The following is a 21,537-nucleotide window of genomic DNA, read 5'->3' as shown; positions in this document are numbered from 1 at the left end:
ATTTTCCTATTCAAAAAAGTAACCAAGGAATTTTTTTACTTTTGATGACATCTTTTCTTCCGGATGTTTTTCTACTTTTGCTTTAGGTTGTTGTTGATGTTGTTGTTGTTTTGGTACTCTCTTTTCTACAGGTTCAGAAATGGTCGATGAACCGATGGTACCACCTGGTAATCTAGCATTCTTGTAGGCATATTTAATTAAACCGACAGCTGTAGTATATTGTGGTTCTCTCACACCAATATAGTCAGGGACGGCAATCCGAACTCGATTTTGTAAAATCACCTGGGCAAGTTCTAGAACACCTTGCATATTTGCCATGCCGCCAGTTAAAACATAACCGCCAGGAAGATCACTTAATCCTAGGCGTTTCATTTCATGTAAAACTAGTTCAAAAATTTCTTCCATTCTTGCTTCAATAATATCAGAAATCTCAAGCTGATTAAATTGTTGATGCTGATCACTGCCGATTATAGGAACACTGAATACTTCATCTTCTGAAGCCTCATCATAAAATGCGTGTCCATGTTTTACTTTGATTTTTTCTGCATCTTCTGTAGAAGTCCGTAACCCTACAGAAAGATCTTTCGTGATATAATCTCCGCCAACTGGAATGACACTCGTTTGGGTGATAAATCCTTCTTCGAAAACAGCAATCGTTGTAGATCCTCCACCAAGGTCAATAAGAGCTACCCCGAGGTTCTTCTCATCCTTTGACAATGCATAATCTCCAGCTGCCAAAGGCTGAAGGACAATGTCTACAATCTCAAGTCCAGCGCGTTCTACACAGCGAAGTGTATTAATGATGATCGATTTGGATCCGGTAATGAGTGTTCCATCCATTTCCAAGCGAACCCCAATCATACCGCGGGGATCATTGATTTCATCTTTACCATCCAGTATGAATTGTTTTCGAATAACGCCAATGTTCTCTCTCTCAGGCGGGATAGAACCAACGTGGGATGCTTCAATGACACGAATGACATCCTCATTCGTAATCTCTCGGTTTTGGCTTGAAACAGCTACAATACCATGACATTGTTGAAGCATAACATTGTTTCCAGAAATGCCAACCACCACATCTCTGATTTCCATCCCAATCATTCTTTCTGCTTGCTCAATTGCCCTTCTAATCGAATGAACGGTGTCGTCCATGTCCACGATCGACCCTTTGCGCAATCCTTCAGATAGCACATTTCCAACACCAATTATATTTAACGAGTCTTTACCCGAGTCATTGACCATTTCACCAATGATAACTTTCACACTGGATGTACCGATGTCAAGACTAACATATATTTCATTGCTGTTCATTCTTTGGCACCTCCTTTAGATTTCCTTAAGTTGAACAACAACTATTTTTTTTGTTCAATAAAAGTTTCCATAGTAATATTTAAATTATTCGTCACAACTAAATGATTCCCTTTAAAAAATTTCAATTTTTTTCTACTTTTTCTTTGTTTGTTGACCATTTCGTCAATATTATTCGCCTTATTACGGCAATATTCTGAAATAATCTGACACCAAACGCGAAAACTGCCGCTAAATACAAGTCTACACCAAGATGAACACCGAGAAAAGCTAAACTTGCAGCAAGCATTATATTAAAAAAGAATCCTGAAACAAACACCTTTTCATCATATATATTTTGCAGGTATGCCCTTATGCCGCCGAAAAGTGTGTCGAATGCTGCTAAGACAGCAATCGACAAATAATTGGAATATTCTTCAGGTATTCGAATCTCCGTTAACAAACCAAGTATGATTCCAATTATTAATCCAATGAATGGAAGCCACATTAAGAATCGCCTCCTTCTTTTGTCGGTTCCATGTAGCGGATACGAATGGAATTATCATAGGCAGGTACCGTGACGTTCGGATTTGGTTTTGAAATGGAAAGTCTGAGATTTTCAATAAAAAATTCTTCCGTAGATTTAGATACTTTCATCCGATTGTATAATTTTTCAGCTGTATTATTATCATCTACACCCACGATAACTTCTATCGGCAAACTATTAATTGTATGTCCATCGATTTTTGTTTCCCGATTGATGTCCCGAATGACAGTCGTATTAATAATTCTTCGTCCATCAATCGCTACATATTTTGCTTCGTACATATTCAATTCATTGAGTAATCTTTTTAAAAGTTCTGGTGAAACCACCCTATTAACTGGAGTACCCGGCTTTATTTCTTCGATTACTGGCTCAATATGTAAGGTAATTCCAGGAACAGTAATTTGGGATAATCCAGCTTCAATCTTTAATTCATCTAATGTATCCTTTAAAGCTTGTTCCTTACTTTGTTTTCGCTTAGATTCATAGGCTGCCAGCTTTTCTTCATTTGAACGAATTTCACTTAATAAATTGGATTGAAGTTCTTTTTCTTTAAGTAACGCTTCACGAAGCTGCCATATATCGCGTGTGTCACGTTCAGCAGGTTTTTTTACTGTTTGAAATTGGATCGCAATCATGAAACCGACCAAGATTGCTATCAATGTAAAACTTGCATTAATTTTTTGGTTGTCCACATTTTTTCACCTAACCTTTTATATAATCATCCCGTGGACACTACTTTAAAAATGGCTAACTTCCTAGAATTGGATTTAGGACAATTTCATCATTTTTTTCTAATGTAAAAACAATATTATCGTTAACTAGTTGATCCTTAACTCCTCCAACTAAGTTTATTGATGATGAAAGGACGTCAGGGTCTCCGATTGCTGTAATAATAAATGGTGCTGGATGTTCAATTCCATCTACAGTAATAACCGGTCCATTACAAATAATATAAGAATGACTTGTCAGCCTTTGCCCATTTATAGCAACAGCTGCTGCTCCTGATATATATAGTTCATTCACCACTTTAAATACATGGTGTTCATGAACAAGGTAATTATTAATATTGTCTTCTTTTGGGTCGTATGCACCGTCAGTGAGAGTAATCTTAACCCCTTTCCCCTGTACCTTCACCTTCCCCAAGAACATACGATATTTTTCGGCATCCTCAGCAAGATTAAGAAAGACCTGTGCTTCCTTTGAGAGGTCTTTTTCATTTTTAAGAACCAAATCTTGTTTTTGATGTAACTCCTTTTGCAGTTCTCGATTACTCTTTTCTTCTGCAATTAATTGATTTCTTAATGCAAGTGTCTTTTCCCACTGTTTACCCGATACATTTGGCTTCTCATTTTTATTTTCTATTTGCGTCAAATGATAAGAAAAGGCAATCATAAATCCTAATACAAGGCAGACGAGGGACAAGATAACATGTTTACCCTTCACCTTTATCTTGCTCAACTTCTTTTTCCTCCCCTTCTGTTTCAAAAGCCTTAAAGTAAGATCCTACTTCTAAGTCAATAATTCCCTTTTTGTTAGGATCTAATTGGGAGATAATTGAGGGATAATGCACCATTTTTTCTGAAAAACTTCTTAATGTCGCACTCACCTCGAATCCGTCATTCATAAATAAGGATATATGAAATGGATCTGTTTTCTTGGGAGTATAATGGATTTCAGAGATCGAGTTTGAAATTTCTCTAGGAAGTTTTTCTAACTCTTTAACCAATTGATTGAGGGCTGCCCCTTCTTTAAACTCAAATAAAATTGGAGAATTAACAGGAATTTTATTTGCTTCTCGATTTTTTAAAATTTCCCCATTATCCATAACTGGAAGGAAATTATTCCCTTGTTTTAGGTAGGCAATTCTTTTATATTCTTTTACTTGAATAATAACTGTACTAGGCCAGTGAATCTGAATATCAGCTTTTTTGATCTCGGATAATCGCTGTAATTTTACAATGGTTTCTTCCTTCTTTATTTTCCAAATATTCGTATTATTCGAAAGGCCGCTCTGACTGACTAATTCTTCAGCGGAATACACTCCATTGCCTTTTATTGTTATCGTCTTTACATGACTTAATGGTGATTGTGAGTAGGCGATAACTACTATCATTGTAAAAAACAGAATTAACAGGAGTACAAGGCGTCTATTCGCTTTTCGTCGTCTTTGCTCTTTAAGTTGAGGGATACGATCCTCGAGAGCAACGATTTTACCTTTTTCCATTTATTATTCCTCCAAATAAAAAGCAGCTGCCTCAGGAATAGCTAACTAAGCCTGTCCAAACATTCGATAGTTTACCTTGAAAAGAGAAACAACGGCACGAAAAATCATGCCGTCAGTTACTTTTCGAGGTTGCACCTATAATATTATCAGTAATTATAACACAATATTTGTCATTCGTACGATTATTTTCTTTCTTATTTCCGTCCGATTATTTCTACCTCTGTTTCCATTTTTACATTATAAAGGCTGTAAATGGTATCCTTTACATGTTGAATTAAGGCAAGCACATCTCCTGCAGTAGCATTTCCAGCATTTACTATAAAATTCCCATGCATTTCTGATATTTTTGCACCGCCAATACTATATCCCTTTAACCCAGCATCTTCTATTAATTTTCCTGCGTAATTCGGAAGCGGGTTCCTAAATATACTGCCAGCACAGGGAAAATTCCATGGTTGGGTATCTTTTCGATAATCCTTATTCTTGACCATTTTTGATACAATGACGGATTTATCACCTTCGACAAGTTGAAATGCAGCTTCTACAACAATGCCTGGTCTAATTTTCTGCAAGACAGATGTTCTATAAGAGAATTTCATTTCGTCATTCGAAAGCCACTCCATCGTCCCATCTTCAAATAAAATATGAGCCCTTGTCAGTATTTTGCTAATATCTGAGCCGTGTGCACCAGCATTCATATAAACAGCACCGCCAACAGATCCAGGGATTCCACTGGCAAATTCTAATCCGGCCATCCCTTTCTTGCTAATAAGTGTAGCCAAACTTATCAGGGAATGTCCGCCTCCCACTGTAATCTCTGTGCCATTAATTTTAAGTCCATCCACTCCAGAGCCAAGTTTAATTACCGCTCCTTCGATGCCTTTGTCAGAGACTAAAAGATTAGAACCTCTGCCAATCGCCCGCCAATTTATGCTGTGTTTTTTTACCAAACCCATCGCCTGTTTTAAATTTTCAACTGATGAAGGCTCAATAAAAAGATCAGCAGGACCGCCGATTTTGATTGTGGTGTGGTTGACAAGAGGTTCACTTATTTTCACTTTTCCTATATTTGAATTTTGCAATTCCGTTATTATTGCGTCCATATTTACCACCTATCTTTCGAAGATGCATTTATTTCAGTTTATGCTAAAAACAATTATGGGCTACCTTTGATTTGTATTTACAAGCTCTTGCATTAAGGAATACAGTCTAATAGCTGAATCAGGCACACCCATTTTTTTAGCTTTTAGCTTCATTTCCTTTAAATTTTCTTTATTTAAGAGAATACGATCGATGTGGTTCACAAGACTTTTATTATTTAAATCTTTTTCTAATAGTAATTCTGCCGCACCATGGTCACTTAAAGATTTAGCGTTTTTCTCTTGATGATTATTTGTAACATACGGGCTAGGAATAAGAATGCTTGGAATACCGAGCGAGGTAATCTCTGCTAGTGTCGTTGCTCCTGCTCTTGAAACGACTAGATCAATCCCCGCAAGGACCTCTGGCATATTATGAATAAATGGCTTAATTACTACATTTTTTGGGTTTCCAATTAGATCTACTTCTTTTTTAACATCCTCAAAATGAACGTCTCCTGTAATATAAAGAATTTGATATGGCTTTTCAGCCAATTCCCCAAATGCCTTTACAACAGCCTCATTAATTGGCCTGGCACCACGGCTGCCGCCAAAGATTAAAACTGCTGGTATTGTTGTACTAAGCCCAGCTGCAAGACGTCCTTGAATCCCATCCTTGCCAATTACTTCGGATGCACGAGGATTACCTGTGAAAACAGTCTTCTCTTTCGGAAAGAATTCTTTGGCTTCTTCAAAACAAATCGCAATTTTATTTACATAACGGCTTAAAAATTTATTGGTAAGTCCAGGAACACTATTTTGTTCGTGGATAATCGTTGGGATACCGAGCTTTGATGCAGCATAAACAACAGGTCCGCATACATATCCGCCTGTTCCAATGACAATATCAGGTTTGAACTCTTTTAACATTCTTTTACTGTCTTTTACCCCTTTTAGAAAACGTAGAACAGTTTTTATATTTTCAAAGGAAAGCTTTCTTTGAAAACCAGTAATATGAATTGCTTTAAAAGGAATATTCTCCATCGGAACAAGCTTACTTTCCAAACCATTTTTAGTCCCAATATATAAAAATTGTGCATCCTTATTCTGTTTTTGAATTTCTCTAATTAGTGCGAGAGCAGGATAGACATGTCCGCCAGTCCCTCCACCGCTAACAACTATTTTCATTTTTCCACCTCATTAACTATTTAACACCTGATTGCCATAACTATCTTACTATAAAAACGAACGAAATAATGCATATGAAAAAAGAATGTTATCTAATTGTAACCTTATGAACTAGATATCGCTTAAAAATAAAAAGAACCCTGCTGCTAAACAGGGGTAAGGTTCAAAATCGAGAATACCTGCTAATATTAAGAAGAACACCGACCGCCATCAACATCAAGGTCAATGAAGAACCCCCATAGCTCAAAAATGGCAAGGTAATGCCCGTAACGGGCATTAGCCCTGTGACAACTCCAATATTAATCATTACCTGAATAGCTACCATGGCGATGATCCCTACGGCTAAAAAACTGCCATATAAATCCGGTGCACCTAGGGCGATTCGAATACCTCTCCATAACAACAGTGCAAATAATAGTAATATAAATGAACCACCGATAAAACCTAATTCTTCAGATAGTATTGCAAAGATAAAGTCGGTCTGTGGTTCTGGTAAGTAAAAAAACTTTTGTCGGCTTTCGCCAAGTCCAAGTCCAAACAATCCGCCAGGTCCAATTGCAAAAAGCGATTGAATCATTTGAAAGCCACTTCCCTGCGGGTCGGACCATGGATCTAAAAAGGAAGTTATCCTTTTCATTCGATAAGGTGCGGAAGCAATTAAGCCGACAAACCCTGCTATACCCAACAGTCCAAGGAAAGAAAAATGGCTAATCCGTGCTCCAGCAATAAAAATCATGACGACACAGGTTCCCATCATAACTGTTCCCGTACCTAAATCAGGTTGGAGCATGATCATTGAAAAGGCTAAAAAGGCAAGCCCTAATGATGGAACAAGACCTTTTTTAAATGAAGTAATGAGCTTTTGCCGTTCGGACAGATATTTTGCCAAAAAAGCTATCATCGCCAGTTTCATAAATTCTGAAGGTTGAATCGAAAAAGCCCCTACACCAATCCAACTTCGAGAACCATTTCTTTCATTACCTATTCCCGGAATTAAAACAAGAATAAGTAGGACAAAACAAATAATGATAAAGGTTTTCGACCAAGTCCTCCACGTCCAATAGTTGATGTTCATAATAAAAAACATAGCAGCGACTCCTACCCCTGCAAAAAGAGTTTGTCTTTTCGCAAAGAAAAAGGAATCATTAAATTTATATTCGGCCCAGATAGCACTTGCGCTGTAAACCATGATAAGCCCTATTGCCAGAAGCGTGAATGTTACGATCATTAAAATAAAATCGGGAGTTGTTTTTTTTGTCGGCACTACAATACACCTCAACTGCTAGTTTTAGGGCTTTGCAGAACCACGAAGCTATCTGGCTCTAGCTCCCAGCGACTAGTGTACTTCGCACCCCTCCTACGATAAGTCAACATCGAATCACTTACGCTCTTCGTGTTTCCTTTATCTTATTCGAAGCGCTCCAGTCCTGTCGTGCGCTAAACGGGAACTTCCGCTTTTCGTTGGTACAAGCCCTTACTTAAGCTTATGCACCGCTTCGATAAAAATGTCTCCCCTGACCTCAAAAGTTTTATATTGATCCCAGCTCGCACAAGCAGGAGATAACAATATTACGTCACCTGATTCGGAGTATCGATAAGCTTCAGGCACTGCCTTGTCAACATTATCGACACGGATGATTGTTTTTATTCCAGCCAATGTCCCGATCCGTTCCATCTTAGGAGCGGTTTGCCCAAATGTAATCATTGCTTTTACATTTTTTAAATAAGGCAGGAGCTCATCAAACTCGTTACCGCGATCCAAACCGCCTGCTAGCAGAATAACTGGAGCTTCAAACGCAGCTAAAGCATTAATGGATGCCAGAATATTCGTCGCTTTAGAATCATTATAGAATTTTCTACCGTTCACTTCTGTAACGAATTGCAGGCGGTGCCTGACACCAGTAAATGTACGAAGAACCCTTTGAATCGCGCTATTTTCTACCCCTGAAAGCTTTGCCGCAGCCATAGCAGATAAAATATTTTCAAGATTGTGGTTGCCGGGTAGAGCTATTTTCTCAATTTCCATCACTTTTTCTCTATTAAATATAATCCAGCCATCAGAAATATAAGCACCTTCCGACAGTTTCTTCTTTGTAGAAAAAGGAATGATGCTGGCCTTAGAGTGACGAGCAACTTCTAAGGTTTCTTCTTGATCCGCATTGACAATTAGATATTCAAGTTCTGTTTGATTTTTTGTTATGTTTGCCTTTGCTGTAATATATTCTTTTTTTGTCCCATGATAATCCAAATGGGCATCATATAGGTTTGTAAGAATGGCAATTTTAGGATTAAAATTGACAATTCCCATTAATTGAAACGAAGATAATTCAATGACAATCGTATTGTCTGCTGTTGCTTCCTCCGCAACACCTGATGCCACAGTACCAATATTCCCTGCAATTAGTGGGTTCTTTTCATCCTCTTTCAACATTTCATAGACTAATGTTGTCGTTGTTGTTTTCCCGTTTGTTCCTGTAATAGCAATAAACGGGGCTTCCGAAACCTCATACGCAAGCTCTACCTCGGTGATTACCGGAATTCCTTTTTCAATAGCTCCAGCAATCATTGGGTTGTTATAAGGAATACCTGGATTCTTAACGATCAGCTCGAAGCCTTCATCAAGAAGTTCAATAGGATGTTCACCACAAATCACTTTAATCCCTTGTTCTAATAGCCCTTGTGCCTCAGGATTTTCCGAGAATGGCTTTTTATCATTAACCGTCACAAATGCTCCAAGCTTATGTAATAGAGCGGCTGCTGTTACCCCGCTTTTCGCCAAACCAAGGACAAGAATTTTTTTATGACTGAAAGTTTTAATCTGTTTCAATTTATAACCACACCTCTATATAGATTCCTAGTATCGCAAGGATTAATCCAACACTCCAAAAAGTGACGACAACACGCCATTCCGACCAACCTACTAATTCATAATGGTGATGCAATGGGCTCATACGGAAAATCCGTTTACCGGTTGTTTTGAAGGAGATAACCTGTAAAATAACGGATAATGTTTCAATGACAAATACTCCTCCGATAATGATCAGCAAAATTTCAAGTTTGGTAAGAATTGCGATAGTGGCAATTGCCCCTCCAAGAGCAAGTGAACCGGTATCTCCCATGAAAACCTTGGCTGGATGGGCGTTAAACACCAAGAACCCTAACACAGCTCCTACAACCGCCACAGAAAATATCGCAATTTCTATCTGTGATTGATTCCAAGCAAGTACTGCTAGTGCACCAAAAGCAATTGCTGCGGTACCTGACACCAGGCCATCAAGTCCATCGGTTAAGTTGACCGCATTTGAAAAGCCAACTAACCAGAATATGATGAAAAAGATGAAAAACCAGCCTAAATCAAATGTTGTATCAGTAAATGGGATACTAATTTCGGTCGAGAAACCTTGTTGTTTATAGATAAGATAAAAGATAATTGAAATAATGATTTGACCTGCTAGCTTTTGTTTAGAGGTTAATCCTAAATTCCGTTTTAACGCGACTTTGATAAAATCGTCTAAAAATCCAAGCAATCCAAATCCGAGCGTTACAAGAAGCAGCAAATATGTTTTAACGGTCGGTTCAGAAAATTTTCCAGTCATTACAAGTGTCGTAATAACGATCGAAAACAAGATCATCACACCGCCCATGGTAGGTGTACCAGATTTTTTCTGGTGGGATTTTGGCCCTTCTTCACGAATGCTTTGTCCAAATTTCAACCTTCTTAAGAAGGGAATAAATACAGGAGAAAGCAATACTGATATAAGAAATCCCATAATTATTGTGAAAAAAATAACTTGCTCGAGCATTTTATTCCCTCCTTTCAGGTTCGTTTTTATTAATTACCTCGTTTAATAACACAGATATATCATATGTTTCGTTATTTTTATTAAGAAGTTTTTTATTTGAAAATTTAAAGTTAGTTATCGCCATAATTTTGTCTGTTTCTCCATTTAATTTTTCAATATATCTTTTTAAAATCGTTACAATTGCATCAGCAGGATCGTTTGTAAAAAATACTGGAAAATGGTTCGGAGTATACCTTGGAAGATCGTGTTCTTGATTCCAAATAGCTGCAATTGCTCCATTTGCAATCGCTTCTGAAAGCTCACCATACATTCCGTTAAATGACACAAATAATCCTTTTGGCTGCGCTTCGTTTGCTTGGTCGCTAACCGAAGTAAACATAAAATCATCTTGGATTCCACGGCTAGAATCAAATAGACCTTCCAAGTCTTTCAAAGCTAAATACATAGCTATCTCCCCTCAATCGCTTCCCGTGCTACCAGCCTGTCATCAAAATCGTGAACGACATTGCCAATAATTTGATATGTTTCATGGCCCTTACCGGCTATTAAGATCACATCTCCTGTTGTTGCCTGTTGTATTGCTGTATGAATCGCTTCTTTACGGTCAGGTATGATCTTATATTTCTCACCCTCAACCCCCGCTTCCATTTCCTTCAATATTGCTAATGGGTCTTCACTTCTAGGGTTATCTGAAGTGAGGATAGGATCTGTGGCCAATTGACAGGCTATCTGAGCCATCAATGGCCGCTTCGTACGATCTCGATCTCCACCGCAGCCTACGATGACGAAGATTCTTTTTTTGGCAAAATGCTGAACCGTCTTTAATACATTTTCAAGGCTGTCAGGTGTATGGGCATAATCAACAATAACCGTGAAATCTTGTCCTGCATTTACAAGTTCAAACCTTCCTGATACACCTTCTACACTTTCAATGGACTTGATAATTTCATTAATTTCGACTCCGGACACAAGTGAAGCAGCAATACTTGCTAAAACATTATAAACACTGAATTTCCCAATTAATTGCATTTGGATCGGAAATTTTTCCGTTTCGACAAAGAGATTGAAATGAGTACCAGAGGAAGTCATTTGGATGTTTTTCGCTTGAATATCGGCCTTGTTGTCGATTCCATATGTAATTACATGTGCGGCAGTTGACCTGCTATACATATCAGAGGCAGGGTCGTCTGCATTTAAAACGGCAAATTTTGGTTTATGATGATCAAATGTATTACCGAGCTGGGCAAATAATAAGCTCTTCGCACGCTTATATTCATCCATTGTCTTATGATAATCCAGGTGGTCTTGCGTTAGATTTGTAAACACAGCCACATCATAATCGCAGCCATGGACCCTGCCAAGGTCTAAGGCATGCGAAGAAACCTCCATTACGGCAGTATTTACCCCTGCTTCAACCATTTGCTGAAAGGTTTTTTGAAGTGTCAAGCTTTCAGGTGTGGTGTTTTTGGTTTCAATCGTCTTTTCAGCTATTTTAGTGTACATCGTGCCAATCAAACCGGTTTTTTGACCAGCATCTACCATTATTTTTTCAATTAAATGACTGGTGGTTGTTTTTCCGTTTGTTCCTGTGATCCCAATTAAATGCAGCTTTTTAGTTGGCTGCCCATAAAGAGTATCAGCTAACACAGCCATTGCCCTTGTTGTATCTTTTACAAGAATAACAGGCACATCAAGTGATAACGGACGTTCCGCAAGTATGGCTGCTGCGCCGTTTTTTACAGCTGATTCTGCAAAATCATGACCATCAACTGTATAACCTTTAATACAAATAAATAAGCTCCCTTTTTGCACCTTCCGATTATCGTTTTCGATCGATGTAATTTCCAGATCTTCACCTTTAAAAGGAACTAAAAGATGCAAATTCTTAAGCAGCTTTTGTAGCTTCATTTCTCTCAAATCCTCTCATGACCGTACATACATATTACCAGTATTTACCTCAAAATTCTTCTTAACGAAAGTTCCATCTTATTTTACATTAAAATATTTTATTTTGCTATTTAGTTATATAAGCTTAAAGAAAAAATTAAGCGGCGGAAAACATTCCGACCGCCCTAACAATAAGAAGTTCAACTCGAGTTATTCTTCTTTACCAAAATAAAGCCTAATTTTTGACCCTTCCTTTACTTTGGTTCCGGCTACTGGAGATTGCCTAATAACCACATCTCCCTCCCCGCTGGCATCTACCTTTAAGTTAATAAGCTGATCCATTAACTCCATTTTTGTTAAACCGGTAAAATCAGGAAGTTTTATTAAAGGAGTATCTGGCCATTTTAGTTCTTTTTCAATTTGATCCTTTCTCGGCTCAACCCCCATTGCTTTCATGCTATCCTTCATAATATTACCTACAATTGGAGCGGTAATGGTTCCCCCAAATGCCGTTACTCCTTTTGGGTTATCAACAGCAACATAAACGACAATCTGTGGGTCATCAGCAGGGGCAAAGCCCATAAAAGAAACAATAAAGTTATTTTCTAAGTATCTGCCGTTTTGTGCTTTTTGTGCAGTCCCTGTTTTACCACCAACACGATAGCCTTCAACAAATGCCCTGCCACCTGTCCCTTGGGCCACTACACTTTCAAGTGCATGGCGGATTTCCTTTGAAGTCTTCTCGGAAATTACTCTTCTTTTTTCAACAGGAGAATTCCTCATTACAATCTCTTGGGTTACAGGATCAATTAACTCTTTCGCAATGAACGGCTTGTATAATATTCCACCATTGACCGCTGCTGACACTGCAGTTACCTGCTGAATCGGTGTTACAGATACTCCTTGTCCAAAGGCAGTTGTTGCCTGTTCAACAGGACCTACTCGGTTCAAATTAAATAAAATCCCTGTTCCTTCACCTTGTAAATCAATTCCAGTTTTCTGCCCAAATCCAAAATCCTTAACATATTTAAAAAGCTTTTCTTTTCCTAGTCGTTCGCCTAATTCAACAAATCCAGGGTTACACGAGTTTTCAACAACTTCTAAAAATGTTTGATCACCATGCCCGCCCCGCTTCCAGCATTTTAACCTTGCACCTGCTACTTGAACCGACCCAGAATCATGGAAATGTTCCTTTTCCAAGTTAACCTTTCCTTCATTCAATGCTGCAGCAAGAGTAATTATTTTAAAAGTTGAACCAGGTTCATAGGTTGACCAAACTGGCAGGTTCCGATTATAGACCTCTTGGGGTACATTCCGGAAATTAGCAGGATCAAAAGTTGGTCTGCTCGACATCGCTAAAATTTCACCACTATTTGGGTTCATTGCAATGGCGATTATACCATCTGGGTTGTATTTTGCCTCAGCAATATCTAGTTCTCTTTCGACAATGGTTTGTATCTTTGAATCAATTGTCAGCTTCAAATCGAGACCGTTGATCGGCTGCTCATAATCATCTGCCATATCGTTCATTCTTTCACCTTTAGCATTCGCATAGAACTTAACTGAGCCCCTTTCACCACTTAGCTCTTTATCATAATATTGCTCTAGTCCCATCAACCCCTGGTTGTCCACTCCTGCAAACCCAAGTACATGTGAGAGATAACTCCCCATGGGATAATGACGCTTGGAGTCTTCCCCAATATAGACCCCTTCAAGACCCAGGGATCTGATTTCCTTAGCCTTTTCATGAGAAATTTTTCTGCCTTCCTTAATACGAACAATTCTCTCCCTTAATGTGATATCCCGGTATGCCTTTTCTTTTGACATATTTAAAACGGAAGCCAGCTTTTCCGCGGTTGTTGCTGGGTCCTTTATTTGTCTTGGGACTACCCAAACAGTGGGGGTACTTATATTCGTTGCCAACGGCACCCCATTACGGTCTACAATTTCTCCTCGTTCAGGTTCGAAAGGGATATTACGACTCCAAGAGTCTTTTGCTCCTGCAGTCAACCAATCACCCAAAACAAATTGAACATACCCAAGCCGCACATCAATAATTAAGAAGGTTAGAATACCAACGAATAGAGCAATCATTAATCGTTTACGGACAGTTACATTTGAAACTCGCATATTTTGAACGACCCTCCTTTTTCTATCGTTCATTTATATGCTTGTACTTTTTTTATTAGAACGCAGACAACCGGTAATAAATAAGAGAAAATCCCGCTCTAGTAAGCGGGATTAACGTTTAATCTTGAACTATTTCTTCAATGTTTTCTTCTGATTGGTCTTGGCCATTTGAATTAGCCTGATTTTCTTGAGTCCACTGTTCTTCAGGGGTTTTTAAATCAACTATTAAGAAATCACCGTTTCGCATAATCGTTTTTGGTTTGATATTTTGCTGAGTTACGTAGCCTTGTCCCTTTGAATTTAGTTTTAAGCCAGCTATATTAGCTACTTTCATTACATCTCTAAGTGACCAGCCTGTCATATCTGGGGCTAGTTTATCTCCATTTGTTTGGATGATTACCTTTTCCCCCTCTAAAACAGTCGTACCTGACTCTGGTAGTTGTCTGACAACTTTTGTTCCTTTGCCTATTACAACCGTTTCAATGTCCTTTGCCTTAAGTTCTTTTTCTGTTGCCTCGACCGACTTCCCGATAAAATCTGATAGTTTATTTAATTGTGCTTTTTGACTCTTAGAAGGTTGGATATTTAAATATTGCAAGCTGTTTTTCATGACAGGATTAAAAATTGCCGAGACAGGAAGGGCACCTAAGCCGGTTCCATCAAGATCAGGCTGCTGAACAGCAACATATACAATCAACTTCGGATCATCCTTAGGTGCCATGCCTAGAAACGAAAACATATAGTTATCTGCCCCTTGTAAATATCCTCCGTTCGGTCCTGGGATATTAGCTGTCCCCGTTTTACCAGCGACACTGTAGCCATCAATTTTGTAACGGCCACCCGTTCCTTTAGGTGAGGTAACCACGGTTTCAAGGATATCACGAACCTGTTTGGCAGTCTCTTTTGATATAGGAGTTGAAACGACCTCAGGAGTGGTTGATTTAATCGTTTCTCCTGTGTCATGATTGACAATTTTTTTGACTACATGCGGCTTTATCATTTTCCCGTCATTAGCTATCGCTGTTGCCGCTTGAATTTGTTGAATCGGTGTAATTGCCGTTCCCTGTCCATATGCAGTTGTAATTTTTTCAATCGGATAAGTAAACTGAATCTTTCCTGAGGTTTCATCGGGAAGATCAATACCCGTAGGTTTATCAAAACCAAATTTTGTTAAATATTCTCTTAACTTTTCAAAACCCAACTTCTCCTTCGCAATCTTAGCAAATGCAACGTTTGATGAACGTTGAACACCTTCAAGATAGGTGATGGTTCCCCAGCCGGAGTAATTATGGTCATGAATTGCTTTATCCTTTTTGGTAACTTGATACGAACCAGATTGATAGGTTTCATTCGGATTAAAAACCTTTTCTTGCACCGCTGCTGCAAGTGTAAATATTTTCATTGTCGATCCAGGTTCAAATGAGGTTTCAATCGCTTCATTATGCCAGCCTTTATCAATTCCTTCTTTTGTTATTGGATGGAAGGACGGTCGTTGCCCCATCGCTAATATTTCTCCTGTTTTCGGATCGGCTACAATCGCAATAATTTTTTGAGGTTTATATTCCTTATCTACCTTGTTCATTGCATCTTCTAAAAAGGTTTGAATTTTTTGGTCAATGGTCAAATAGACATCATTACCATTTTGAGCAGGAGTAATTTTTTCCTTCTCGTCCGGAAGTATATAGCCCCACAAATCACTCTCAAAATTTAATTTACCATTTTTTCCTGTTAATTCATCATTTAGAATTTTCTCGATTCCCATTTTCCCAATTGATTTAATCGTTTTATCCTTTTGCTCAATCCGGTCTGCATAACCAACTAAATGTGAAGCAAAAACTCCGTTTGGGTAAAAGCGTTTGGACTCACGGAGAAAAGTTATTCCAGGCAACTTTAAATCTTCTATCTTTTTCTTTGTCTGATTAGTAATATCTTTGCCTTCCTTGCCAAACTCAACCTGAAATTTCTTATTTCTTATTCCTGTAGTTAAAATACTATAAATCTCTGACTCATCCATTTCTAAGTATTTAGCTAATTCCTTTGCTGTTTTGTCTGGGTTTTTTACGTGTTGCGGGTTTTTGGGATTCGTCGTCATCTTCTTATCCAAAATAGCGATTAATTTATAGGCATTCGTATCTTCAGCAATTACCCCGCCATTCCGGTCTAAGATATTGCCTCTTAATGCCGCCAAATTCCCTTCCCTGCTATATTTTTCTTGAGCTTTCGCAGCAAGAGGCTGCCCGTCTACTTCTCCCGAGATTTGAATCGAAAAATACCTGAAGAGTAATACAAAAAAGAGCAAGCCAAATAATCCAAATAAAATGGCTGCTCCTGCATTCATATATGGTTGTTTCTTGTTCATTTTAATGCACTACCTTGACATTATTTTCATTTTTAATAAGGCCCATTTCCTTGGCCTTTTCATAAATTCGATCGTAGGCACTTAATTCGCTTACCTGAACCTGTAAATCACTATTTACCTTCTGTTGTTCGGACACCTTTGCTTCGATAACCTGGATGTCCTTATTGACCTCGTAAATTTTAGATTGGTTCGAAATAATGTGAATGGCCCCAAAACATACAAATCCAGCAAAGGCTAATCCAATTATTTTTTCTCCTGGAGTAAGCCAGGATTTTTTGATAATTACTTGACCTTTTTTTTGGACTTTCTGCTCTGTTTGTTGCTGCTCTAGATACTTCCTGGCAAGATTACTCAAACGCTTCCCCTCCAGATTTTATTCATTTTCTACCACCAATGCCTAGGTGATGGTATTTTTTATAATTTTTCTGCAATACGGAGCTTTGCAGATCGGGCACGATTGTTTTGTTCTAATTCTTCTTCAGATGGAAGAATTGGTTTCCGTGAGATTAGCTTTAAGATCGGTTTATACTCATCTGGAATGATTGGTAAACCTGGAGGTAAATTAGGGGTTTCACTTGCTTTCTTAAGGGCTGCCTTGCAAATCCTGTCCTCTAGAGAATGAAAGGTAATAACACTTATTCTCCCCTCTGGGTTTAATAAGTCAATTGCCTGATTTATCGACTTTTCAAACACAGCTAATTCATCATTAACAGCAATTCTTACTGCTTGAAAAACTCGCTTGGCAGGATGTCCACCTTTTCTTCTAGCAGGTGCTGGAATAGCATCCTTAATCAATTCAACTAATTCTGCCGTTGTTTCAATTGGTTTTGCAAGTCTTGCCGCTTCAATTTTACGTGCTATTTGTTTAGAGAATTTTTCTTCGCCATAGCGGAAAAAGATGCGGACCAAGTCTTCATATGGCCAATGATTAATCACATCATAGGCAGAAACATCAGCATCATTATCCATCCTCATATCGAGTGGTGCATCATGATGATAGCTAAAACCTCTTTCTGGTGTATCCAATTGTGGTGAGGATACCCCAAGATCGTATAGGACTCCGTCAACTTTAGCAATTCCTCGATCATTAAGCTCTTCTTTTAAATATAAGAAATTGCTTTTTATTATCTCTAATCGGTCTCCATATTGTGCCAACTTCTCTTTAGCATGTGCAATAGCTGTTTCATCCTGGTCAAATGCAAATAGTTTACCGTGGGCTCCGAGTTTTGAAAGGATCAAGGAGCTGTGTCCCGCCCCACCCAAAGTACAATCAACATAAATACCATCTGACTTAATATTTAATCCATCAACAGCTTCCTTTAACAACACAGTTGTATGTTCAAACATGTAGTAACCACCTTTTCCAATCGAACGATATATAACAGAAAATATATTAACATAATTTATCCATTATATATCAAAGCCAATCATATTTTCTGCAATTTCCGCAAAAGATTCTTCAGACTGTGAAAAATAGTCTTCCCAAATCTGTTTACTCCAAATTTCAATTCGATTGGAAACACCCAAAATTACACATTCTTTTTCTAGCTTTGCATATTGCAATAGTGGTGCAGGGATATTAATTCTTCCTTGCTTATCAAGTTCACTCTCTGTTGCTCCAGAAAAGAAGAAGCGGGTAAAAGCACGGGCATCTTTTTTTGTCAGAGGTAAGCCTTTTAACTTTTCTTCAATAAGCTCCCACTCTGATATGGGGTAACCAAATAAACATTGATCCAATCCACGTGTGATAATAAACATTTCACCAAGCTCATCACGGAATTTGGAGGGCACAATCATGCGGCCTTTATTATCAATGCTGTGATGGTATTCACCCATGAACATCCCCATGACCCCCACTTTCTATTAAAAATGTACCACATTCCCCCACTTTCCACCACCTATTTTATAACTATTCGCTTTAATTCTTTATAATCCTGTTTCATTATGTTATTTTTTTACAAAAAAAAGAAAAACTCCACAATGTAAGTGAAGTTTTTCTATATTTTCATGACCTTGTGCCTTCCATCAAATTCGAATCTTCCAGTCATTAAGTCATTAATAAAATTCAATCCATATTGATTTAGATAATAAAATACATTCCAAACCCTCTCTTGCGGAAAACCATCAGGTCTTAAAGCAAGATCAACACGCGCATATTTTTTGATCATATTATCGTGCTTTAATCTTACTGCTTCATCAAGTTTCTTTTTCAAAAAATCGATTTCTTTTAATAAGTAACCTTCGTTTTTCTTAAATAATGGTAATAGGCCGCGGTCTAACTCAGCTGTTTTTGCTTCAATTTGTCTATATTGCTTTACTAATTGGTCTTTAGTAATTGAAAATAGTGACTCCACTTCTTTGTCTTTTATCGCTTCTAGAAATTGGTGTCTTCCTTTGTCCGTTCCAATGCTCAAAACCTCTGCTAAATTTAGATGCAATTCTGCAACATCTGTTTCCACCGATCGATCAAGGATGGTAATATTCAAACGGGGAACGATCGGCGGCATCTTCATATCAAAATGCTCAAAAACTAGTTTGAGTTCTGCCCAATATGATATTTCACCTGGCCCTGCAATGAAAGCAACAGTCGGAAAGAGCCATTCCTGCATTAACGGACGCGTCACCACATTATTGCTTAAATTTGCCGGACTCTCCTCAGCTAGCACCACTAATTGTTCTCTCGTAAATGCCAAGGTCCCATTTTTCCCCACAAAACGATCATTTCCTCGATCGTACTCAAGTAGAATCCGTTCACTCATTTTCTGATCATAGTAGAATAGGTTGGCATTTTCTTCACCTGCATCAAGCGTAATTGGAAAACCATTTTTTCCAATTTCCCTTTGTTGCTCCAATAATTTGTTTGTTATCGCTTCATGGTGAAGAATTTGACTTTTTAAAAATTCTTTCTGCAGCAAACGAAACTCTCTGTTACCTGAATCAACAATTAATAACCCATAATCCTTGAACAATTCCATAATAATATTTGCGAAGAAATCGACGAAGGTTGTTGATATGGATATTTGTTCTTTCGCAAATTCTAATAGTGTATTCGTATGCTCTGTCTCACCGAAATTCTCAATTAGATTATTAACCCATGCTAGACAGCTTTCTTTGTTTAACTGAATATCGGAGACCATTTTCTTATTAACCACTCTCTCCGGATAGGTCCATTTATCTACCTTTCGATTAACTGGCACAAACACATGATTAACTTCTTGGAAATCATGATCTTCGCCTGCAATCCAAAATACTGGAACGACTGGTACTCCAAGCTGCTCTTCCTTTTGCTCTGCTAATTTAATAATTGAAATGACTTTATGTATTGAATAAAGCGGCCCTGTGAGGATCCCTGCCTGCTGACCACCAATAACTACGAGGCTATTATTTGTTTTAAGTTTATCTACTGACTTGATAACAGCTTCAGACGATGGAAACTGCTTCATAAAGCTCTCAATGTGTTCAGCAACCTCTATGCGAGGAAATGACCGGTTACTTAGTTCAGAAACCCTTTTGGCATCATCGGTTAATTCATTAAACCTGTAATGAAAAAAAGGCTCGATTTCAGTAGACTGTTCCAAATAATTCGAAGCAAACCGATTTGTTGCTGGTAAAGAGAGATTTAAAATCTCCATTCATGTACTTCCTTTCTGATCACCCAAATTCATTCTTTTAAGAGTATACCACTACCAACCGGATTTGAAAAAAACTTTGGCTTGAAATCAGTTGGAAAAGGTAAATATTAATGCACGATGAATTAATCCATATAGCGTTAAGGTGATGTATGCAAGGAGAAAGAGGATAAAATTAAAACGCCAAAAACCCTTCATCACTTTTTTCAAAACAATTTCTTCTTTTACCTTCCAATGAACAAATACAAAAATCATCGCAATTAAAAGCATTATTAGTATTATTAACCAAAAAAGTGATTTACCCCAAATAGTAGCGATTAAAAAATGAACGGAAATAATAAATAATATCGTTGTATAATCAAGTGCCATGTGGACTGATTTTCGCGTATTGTTTGTCACCAGTTTTGTTATAAAAAAAATGATGAATAATCCTAAAAATGGTAAAGTGAAGAAAATAGTTATAATGGAGGATAGAAAAGTAATCAAGAGTTCGCCTCCTTTAACACTTCTTTCCCCTTTATTAAATAATAAAGGTTCTCAACCTGAGGTACGGTCATTTCCTTAAATTGTGCTTCTTCTAAAATATACCCTAAGATTGCATCTACTTCTGTCATTTTGTTCGCTTCAATATCCCTAAGCATGGAGGAGCGGTTTTCGGAGGTGTTTTTACATATATCAATAATTTGTAGTTGATGTACTTCAGCATTTTTCAAATTTAATACCGTAGCAATTTCGGAAAATAAATTTTTTAATACATGAAAATAGTATTGATTTTTTATTAATTCGCCATTTTTAACCTGAAGAATTGCCGTTAATGGATTAATGACTGCGTTGACAATTAATTTATTTTGCAGCATTTGAAAGTAATCCTCTTTGAGAACAAGTGGAAATTCGATTGGTGCTGAAAAAATAAATTCACTCAAAAGTGTTGGATCTCCCTTGAAAACAGCAACATTAGTTATACCTTCACCATTATGGGATACAGTATATGAATTTTCTTTAAGGGCTCCGTGCTCCACTGATCCCACATAAATATTAGTAAACGGGATTGTTTCAAGCTGTTTTATATGCCCCATGCCATTCTGTAAAAATAAAAGATTGTTAGGAATTACTGGTAATTGATTTATTTTCTCAATAATTGGATAAAGTTGATACTGTTTGACCGTGATAATTGTTATATCCTCTACTCCCTTCCACTCTGTAATGGGCAGGGCCTGTACAAAGGATATTGTTTGTTCTCCTTTTTTCTTTAGTACGATTCCATTTTTATTTATCTCAGATGTTTGCTCTGTTGATCTACAGTATATCGTAACCTCAAACACCCTACTAATATAAGCGGCAAATAATAAGCCAATTGATCCAGCACCTATAATTCCAACCCTCATAGTAACCCCTCTTTTTAGT

Annotated in this window: 20 protein-coding genes; all 20 read right to left on the bottom strand. The window is 37.7% G+C overall.

Features of this window, described 5'->3' with window-relative positions:
* Positions 1-6 precede the first annotated feature (6 nt).
* On the bottom strand, positions 7-1,311 hold the full coding sequence (gene ftsA / locus CCK98_RS09240) for a cell division protein FtsA (RefSeq protein WP_088086310.1): 1,305 nt from the start codon (positions 1,309-1,311) through the stop codon (positions 7-9).
* Between the two features lie 121 nt (positions 1,312-1,432).
* Entirely contained in the window at positions 1,433-1,795 is a 363-nt protein-coding gene (locus CCK98_RS09235; protein ID WP_066252602.1) for a small basic family protein, read from the bottom strand.
* A complete protein-coding gene (locus tag CCK98_RS09230; RefSeq protein WP_088086309.1) occupies positions 1,795-2,526 on the bottom strand; it encodes a DUF881 domain-containing protein in 732 nt (243 codons plus the stop codon). Before CCK98_RS09230 ends, CCK98_RS09235 begins: the two co-directional genes overlap by 1 nt.
* Positions 2,527-2,581: 55 nt before the next feature.
* Entirely contained in the window at positions 2,582-3,292 is a 711-nt protein-coding gene (locus tag CCK98_RS09225; protein ID WP_088086308.1) for a DUF881 domain-containing protein, read from the bottom strand.
* Positions 3,267-4,058, bottom strand: a complete 792-nt coding sequence (locus CCK98_RS09220) for a cell division protein FtsQ/DivIB (RefSeq protein WP_088086307.1) — start codon at positions 4,056-4,058, stop codon at positions 3,267-3,269. The genes CCK98_RS09225 and CCK98_RS09220 overlap by 26 nt, the downstream gene beginning before the upstream one ends.
* 194 nt (positions 4,059-4,252) lie before the next feature.
* On the bottom strand, positions 4,253-5,161 hold the full coding sequence (gene murB, locus CCK98_RS09215) for a UDP-N-acetylmuramate dehydrogenase (protein WP_088086306.1): 909 nt from the start codon (positions 5,159-5,161) through the stop codon (positions 4,253-4,255).
* 60 nt (positions 5,162-5,221) lie between these two features.
* The gene (murG, locus tag CCK98_RS09210; RefSeq protein ID WP_088086305.1) at positions 5,222-6,325 is read right to left on the bottom strand and encodes an undecaprenyldiphospho-muramoylpentapeptide beta-N-acetylglucosaminyltransferase; all 1,104 of its coding nucleotides are present in this window, start codon (positions 6,323-6,325) and stop codon (positions 5,222-5,224) included.
* Between the two features lie 163 nt (positions 6,326-6,488).
* A complete protein-coding gene (gene spoVE / locus CCK98_RS09205; protein ID WP_088086304.1) occupies positions 6,489-7,589 on the bottom strand; it encodes a stage V sporulation protein E in 1,101 nt (366 codons plus the stop codon).
* A 210-nt stretch (positions 7,590-7,799) separates the two neighbouring features.
* The gene (gene murD / locus CCK98_RS09200) at positions 7,800-9,152 is read right to left on the bottom strand and encodes a UDP-N-acetylmuramoyl-L-alanine--D-glutamate ligase (RefSeq protein ID WP_088086303.1); all 1,353 of its coding nucleotides are present in this window, start codon (positions 9,150-9,152) and stop codon (positions 7,800-7,802) included.
* A gap of 1 nt (position 9,153) precedes the next feature.
* Positions 9,154-10,128: a phospho-N-acetylmuramoyl-pentapeptide-transferase gene (mraY, locus tag CCK98_RS09195; RefSeq protein ID WP_088086302.1), complete on the bottom strand. Its 975-nt coding sequence runs from the start codon at positions 10,126-10,128 to the stop codon at positions 9,154-9,156.
* Between the two features lies 1 nt (position 10,129).
* Positions 10,130-10,573, bottom strand: coding sequence for a hypothetical protein (locus CCK98_RS09190; RefSeq protein ID WP_088086301.1), 444 nt, complete (start codon positions 10,571-10,573; stop codon positions 10,130-10,132).
* 2 nt (positions 10,574-10,575) lie between these two features.
* Complete coding sequence (locus tag CCK98_RS09185; protein WP_088086300.1) at positions 10,576-12,036, bottom strand: UDP-N-acetylmuramoyl-L-alanyl-D-glutamate--2,6-diaminopimelate ligase; 1,461 nt, start codon at positions 12,034-12,036, stop codon at positions 10,576-10,578.
* Between the two features lie 189 nt (positions 12,037-12,225).
* Entirely contained in the window at positions 12,226-14,145 is a 1,920-nt protein-coding gene (locus tag CCK98_RS09180) for a stage V sporulation protein D (protein ID WP_088086299.1), read from the bottom strand.
* Between the two features lie 118 nt (positions 14,146-14,263).
* Positions 14,264-16,504, bottom strand: a complete 2,241-nt coding sequence (locus CCK98_RS09175) for a penicillin-binding protein (RefSeq protein ID WP_088086298.1) — start codon at positions 16,502-16,504, stop codon at positions 14,264-14,266.
* A gap of 1 nt (position 16,505) precedes the next feature.
* Positions 16,506-16,859: a cell division protein FtsL gene (ftsL, locus tag CCK98_RS09170; protein WP_088086297.1), complete on the bottom strand. Its 354-nt coding sequence runs from the start codon at positions 16,857-16,859 to the stop codon at positions 16,506-16,508.
* A 59-nt stretch (positions 16,860-16,918) separates the two neighbouring features.
* Positions 16,919-17,851: a 16S rRNA (cytosine(1402)-N(4))-methyltransferase RsmH gene (gene rsmH / locus CCK98_RS09165; protein ID WP_088086296.1), complete on the bottom strand. Its 933-nt coding sequence runs from the start codon at positions 17,849-17,851 to the stop codon at positions 16,919-16,921.
* A gap of 63 nt (positions 17,852-17,914) precedes the next feature.
* Complete coding sequence (gene mraZ, locus CCK98_RS09160) at positions 17,915-18,346, bottom strand: division/cell wall cluster transcriptional repressor MraZ (protein WP_066252575.1); 432 nt, start codon at positions 18,344-18,346, stop codon at positions 17,915-17,917.
* Between the two features lie 155 nt (positions 18,347-18,501).
* Positions 18,502-20,136 carry a bacillithiol biosynthesis cysteine-adding enzyme BshC gene (bshC, locus tag CCK98_RS09155; RefSeq protein ID WP_088086295.1) on the bottom strand — a complete coding sequence of 545 codons (1,635 nt, stop codon included), beginning with the start codon at positions 20,134-20,136 and terminating at the stop codon, positions 18,502-18,504.
* An 87-nt stretch (positions 20,137-20,223) separates the two neighbouring features.
* Entirely contained in the window at positions 20,224-20,619 is a 396-nt protein-coding gene (locus CCK98_RS09150; protein ID WP_088086294.1) for a DUF3397 domain-containing protein, read from the bottom strand.
* Entirely contained in the window at positions 20,616-21,518 is a 903-nt protein-coding gene (locus tag CCK98_RS09145) for a 2-dehydropantoate 2-reductase (RefSeq protein ID WP_088086293.1), read from the bottom strand. Before CCK98_RS09145 ends, CCK98_RS09150 begins: the two co-directional genes overlap by 4 nt.
* Positions 21,519-21,537: the final 19 nt, after the last annotated feature.

The sequence above is a fragment of the Bacillus sp. OV166 genome (genome assembly GCF_900177675.1).
In the GTDB taxonomy this organism is placed as follows: Bacteria; Bacillota; Bacilli; order Bacillales; family Cytobacillaceae; genus Neobacillus.
The sequence above is the reverse complement of the archived record's forward strand: the minus strand, read 5'-3'. Positions and strand labels throughout refer to the sequence as shown.

What these genes read in the sequence shown, in the direction of transcription:
- ftsA (WP_088086310.1), bottom strand. Translation starts at nt 1,311, where the DNA reads ATGAACAGCAATGAAATATATGTTAGTCTTGACATCGGTACATCCAGT.
- CCK98_RS09235 (WP_066252602.1), bottom strand. Translation starts at nt 1,795, where the DNA reads ATGTGGCTTCCATTCATTGGATTAATAATTGGAATCATACTTGGTTTG.
- CCK98_RS09220 (WP_088086307.1), bottom strand. Translation starts at nt 4,058, where the DNA reads ATGGAAAAAGGTAAAATCGTTGCTCTCGAGGATCGTATCCCTCAACTT.
- murB (WP_088086306.1), bottom strand. Translation starts at nt 5,161, where the DNA reads ATGGACGCAATAATAACGGAATTGCAAAATTCAAATATAGGAAAAGTG.
- murG (WP_088086305.1), bottom strand. Translation starts at nt 6,325, where the DNA reads ATGAAAATAGTTGTTAGCGGTGGAGGGACTGGCGGACATGTCTATCCT.
- mraY (WP_088086302.1), bottom strand. Translation starts at nt 10,128, where the DNA reads ATGCTCGAGCAAGTTATTTTTTTCACAATAATTATGGGATTTCTTATA.
- CCK98_RS09190 (WP_088086301.1), bottom strand. Translation starts at nt 10,573, where the DNA reads ATGTATTTAGCTTTGAAAGACTTGGAAGGTCTATTTGATTCTAGCCGT.
- CCK98_RS09185 (WP_088086300.1), bottom strand. Translation starts at nt 12,036, where the DNA reads ATGAAGCTACAAAAGCTGCTTAAGAATTTGCATCTTTTAGTTCCTTTT.
- CCK98_RS09180 (WP_088086299.1), bottom strand. Translation starts at nt 14,145, where the DNA reads ATGCGAGTTTCAAATGTAACTGTCCGTAAACGATTAATGATTGCTCTA.
- CCK98_RS09175 (WP_088086298.1), bottom strand. Translation starts at nt 16,504, where the DNA reads ATGAACAAGAAACAACCATATATGAATGCAGGAGCAGCCATTTTATTT.
- rsmH (WP_088086296.1), bottom strand. Translation starts at nt 17,851, where the DNA reads ATGTTTGAACATACAACTGTGTTGTTAAAGGAAGCTGTTGATGGATTA.
- mraZ (WP_066252575.1), bottom strand. Translation starts at nt 18,346, where the DNA reads ATGTTCATGGGTGAATACCATCACAGCATTGATAATAAAGGCCGCATG.
- bshC (WP_088086295.1), bottom strand. Translation starts at nt 20,136, where the DNA reads ATGGAGATTTTAAATCTCTCTTTACCAGCAACAAATCGGTTTGCTTCG.
- CCK98_RS09145 (WP_088086293.1), bottom strand. Translation starts at nt 21,518, where the DNA reads ATGAGGGTTGGAATTATAGGTGCTGGATCAATTGGCTTATTATTTGCC.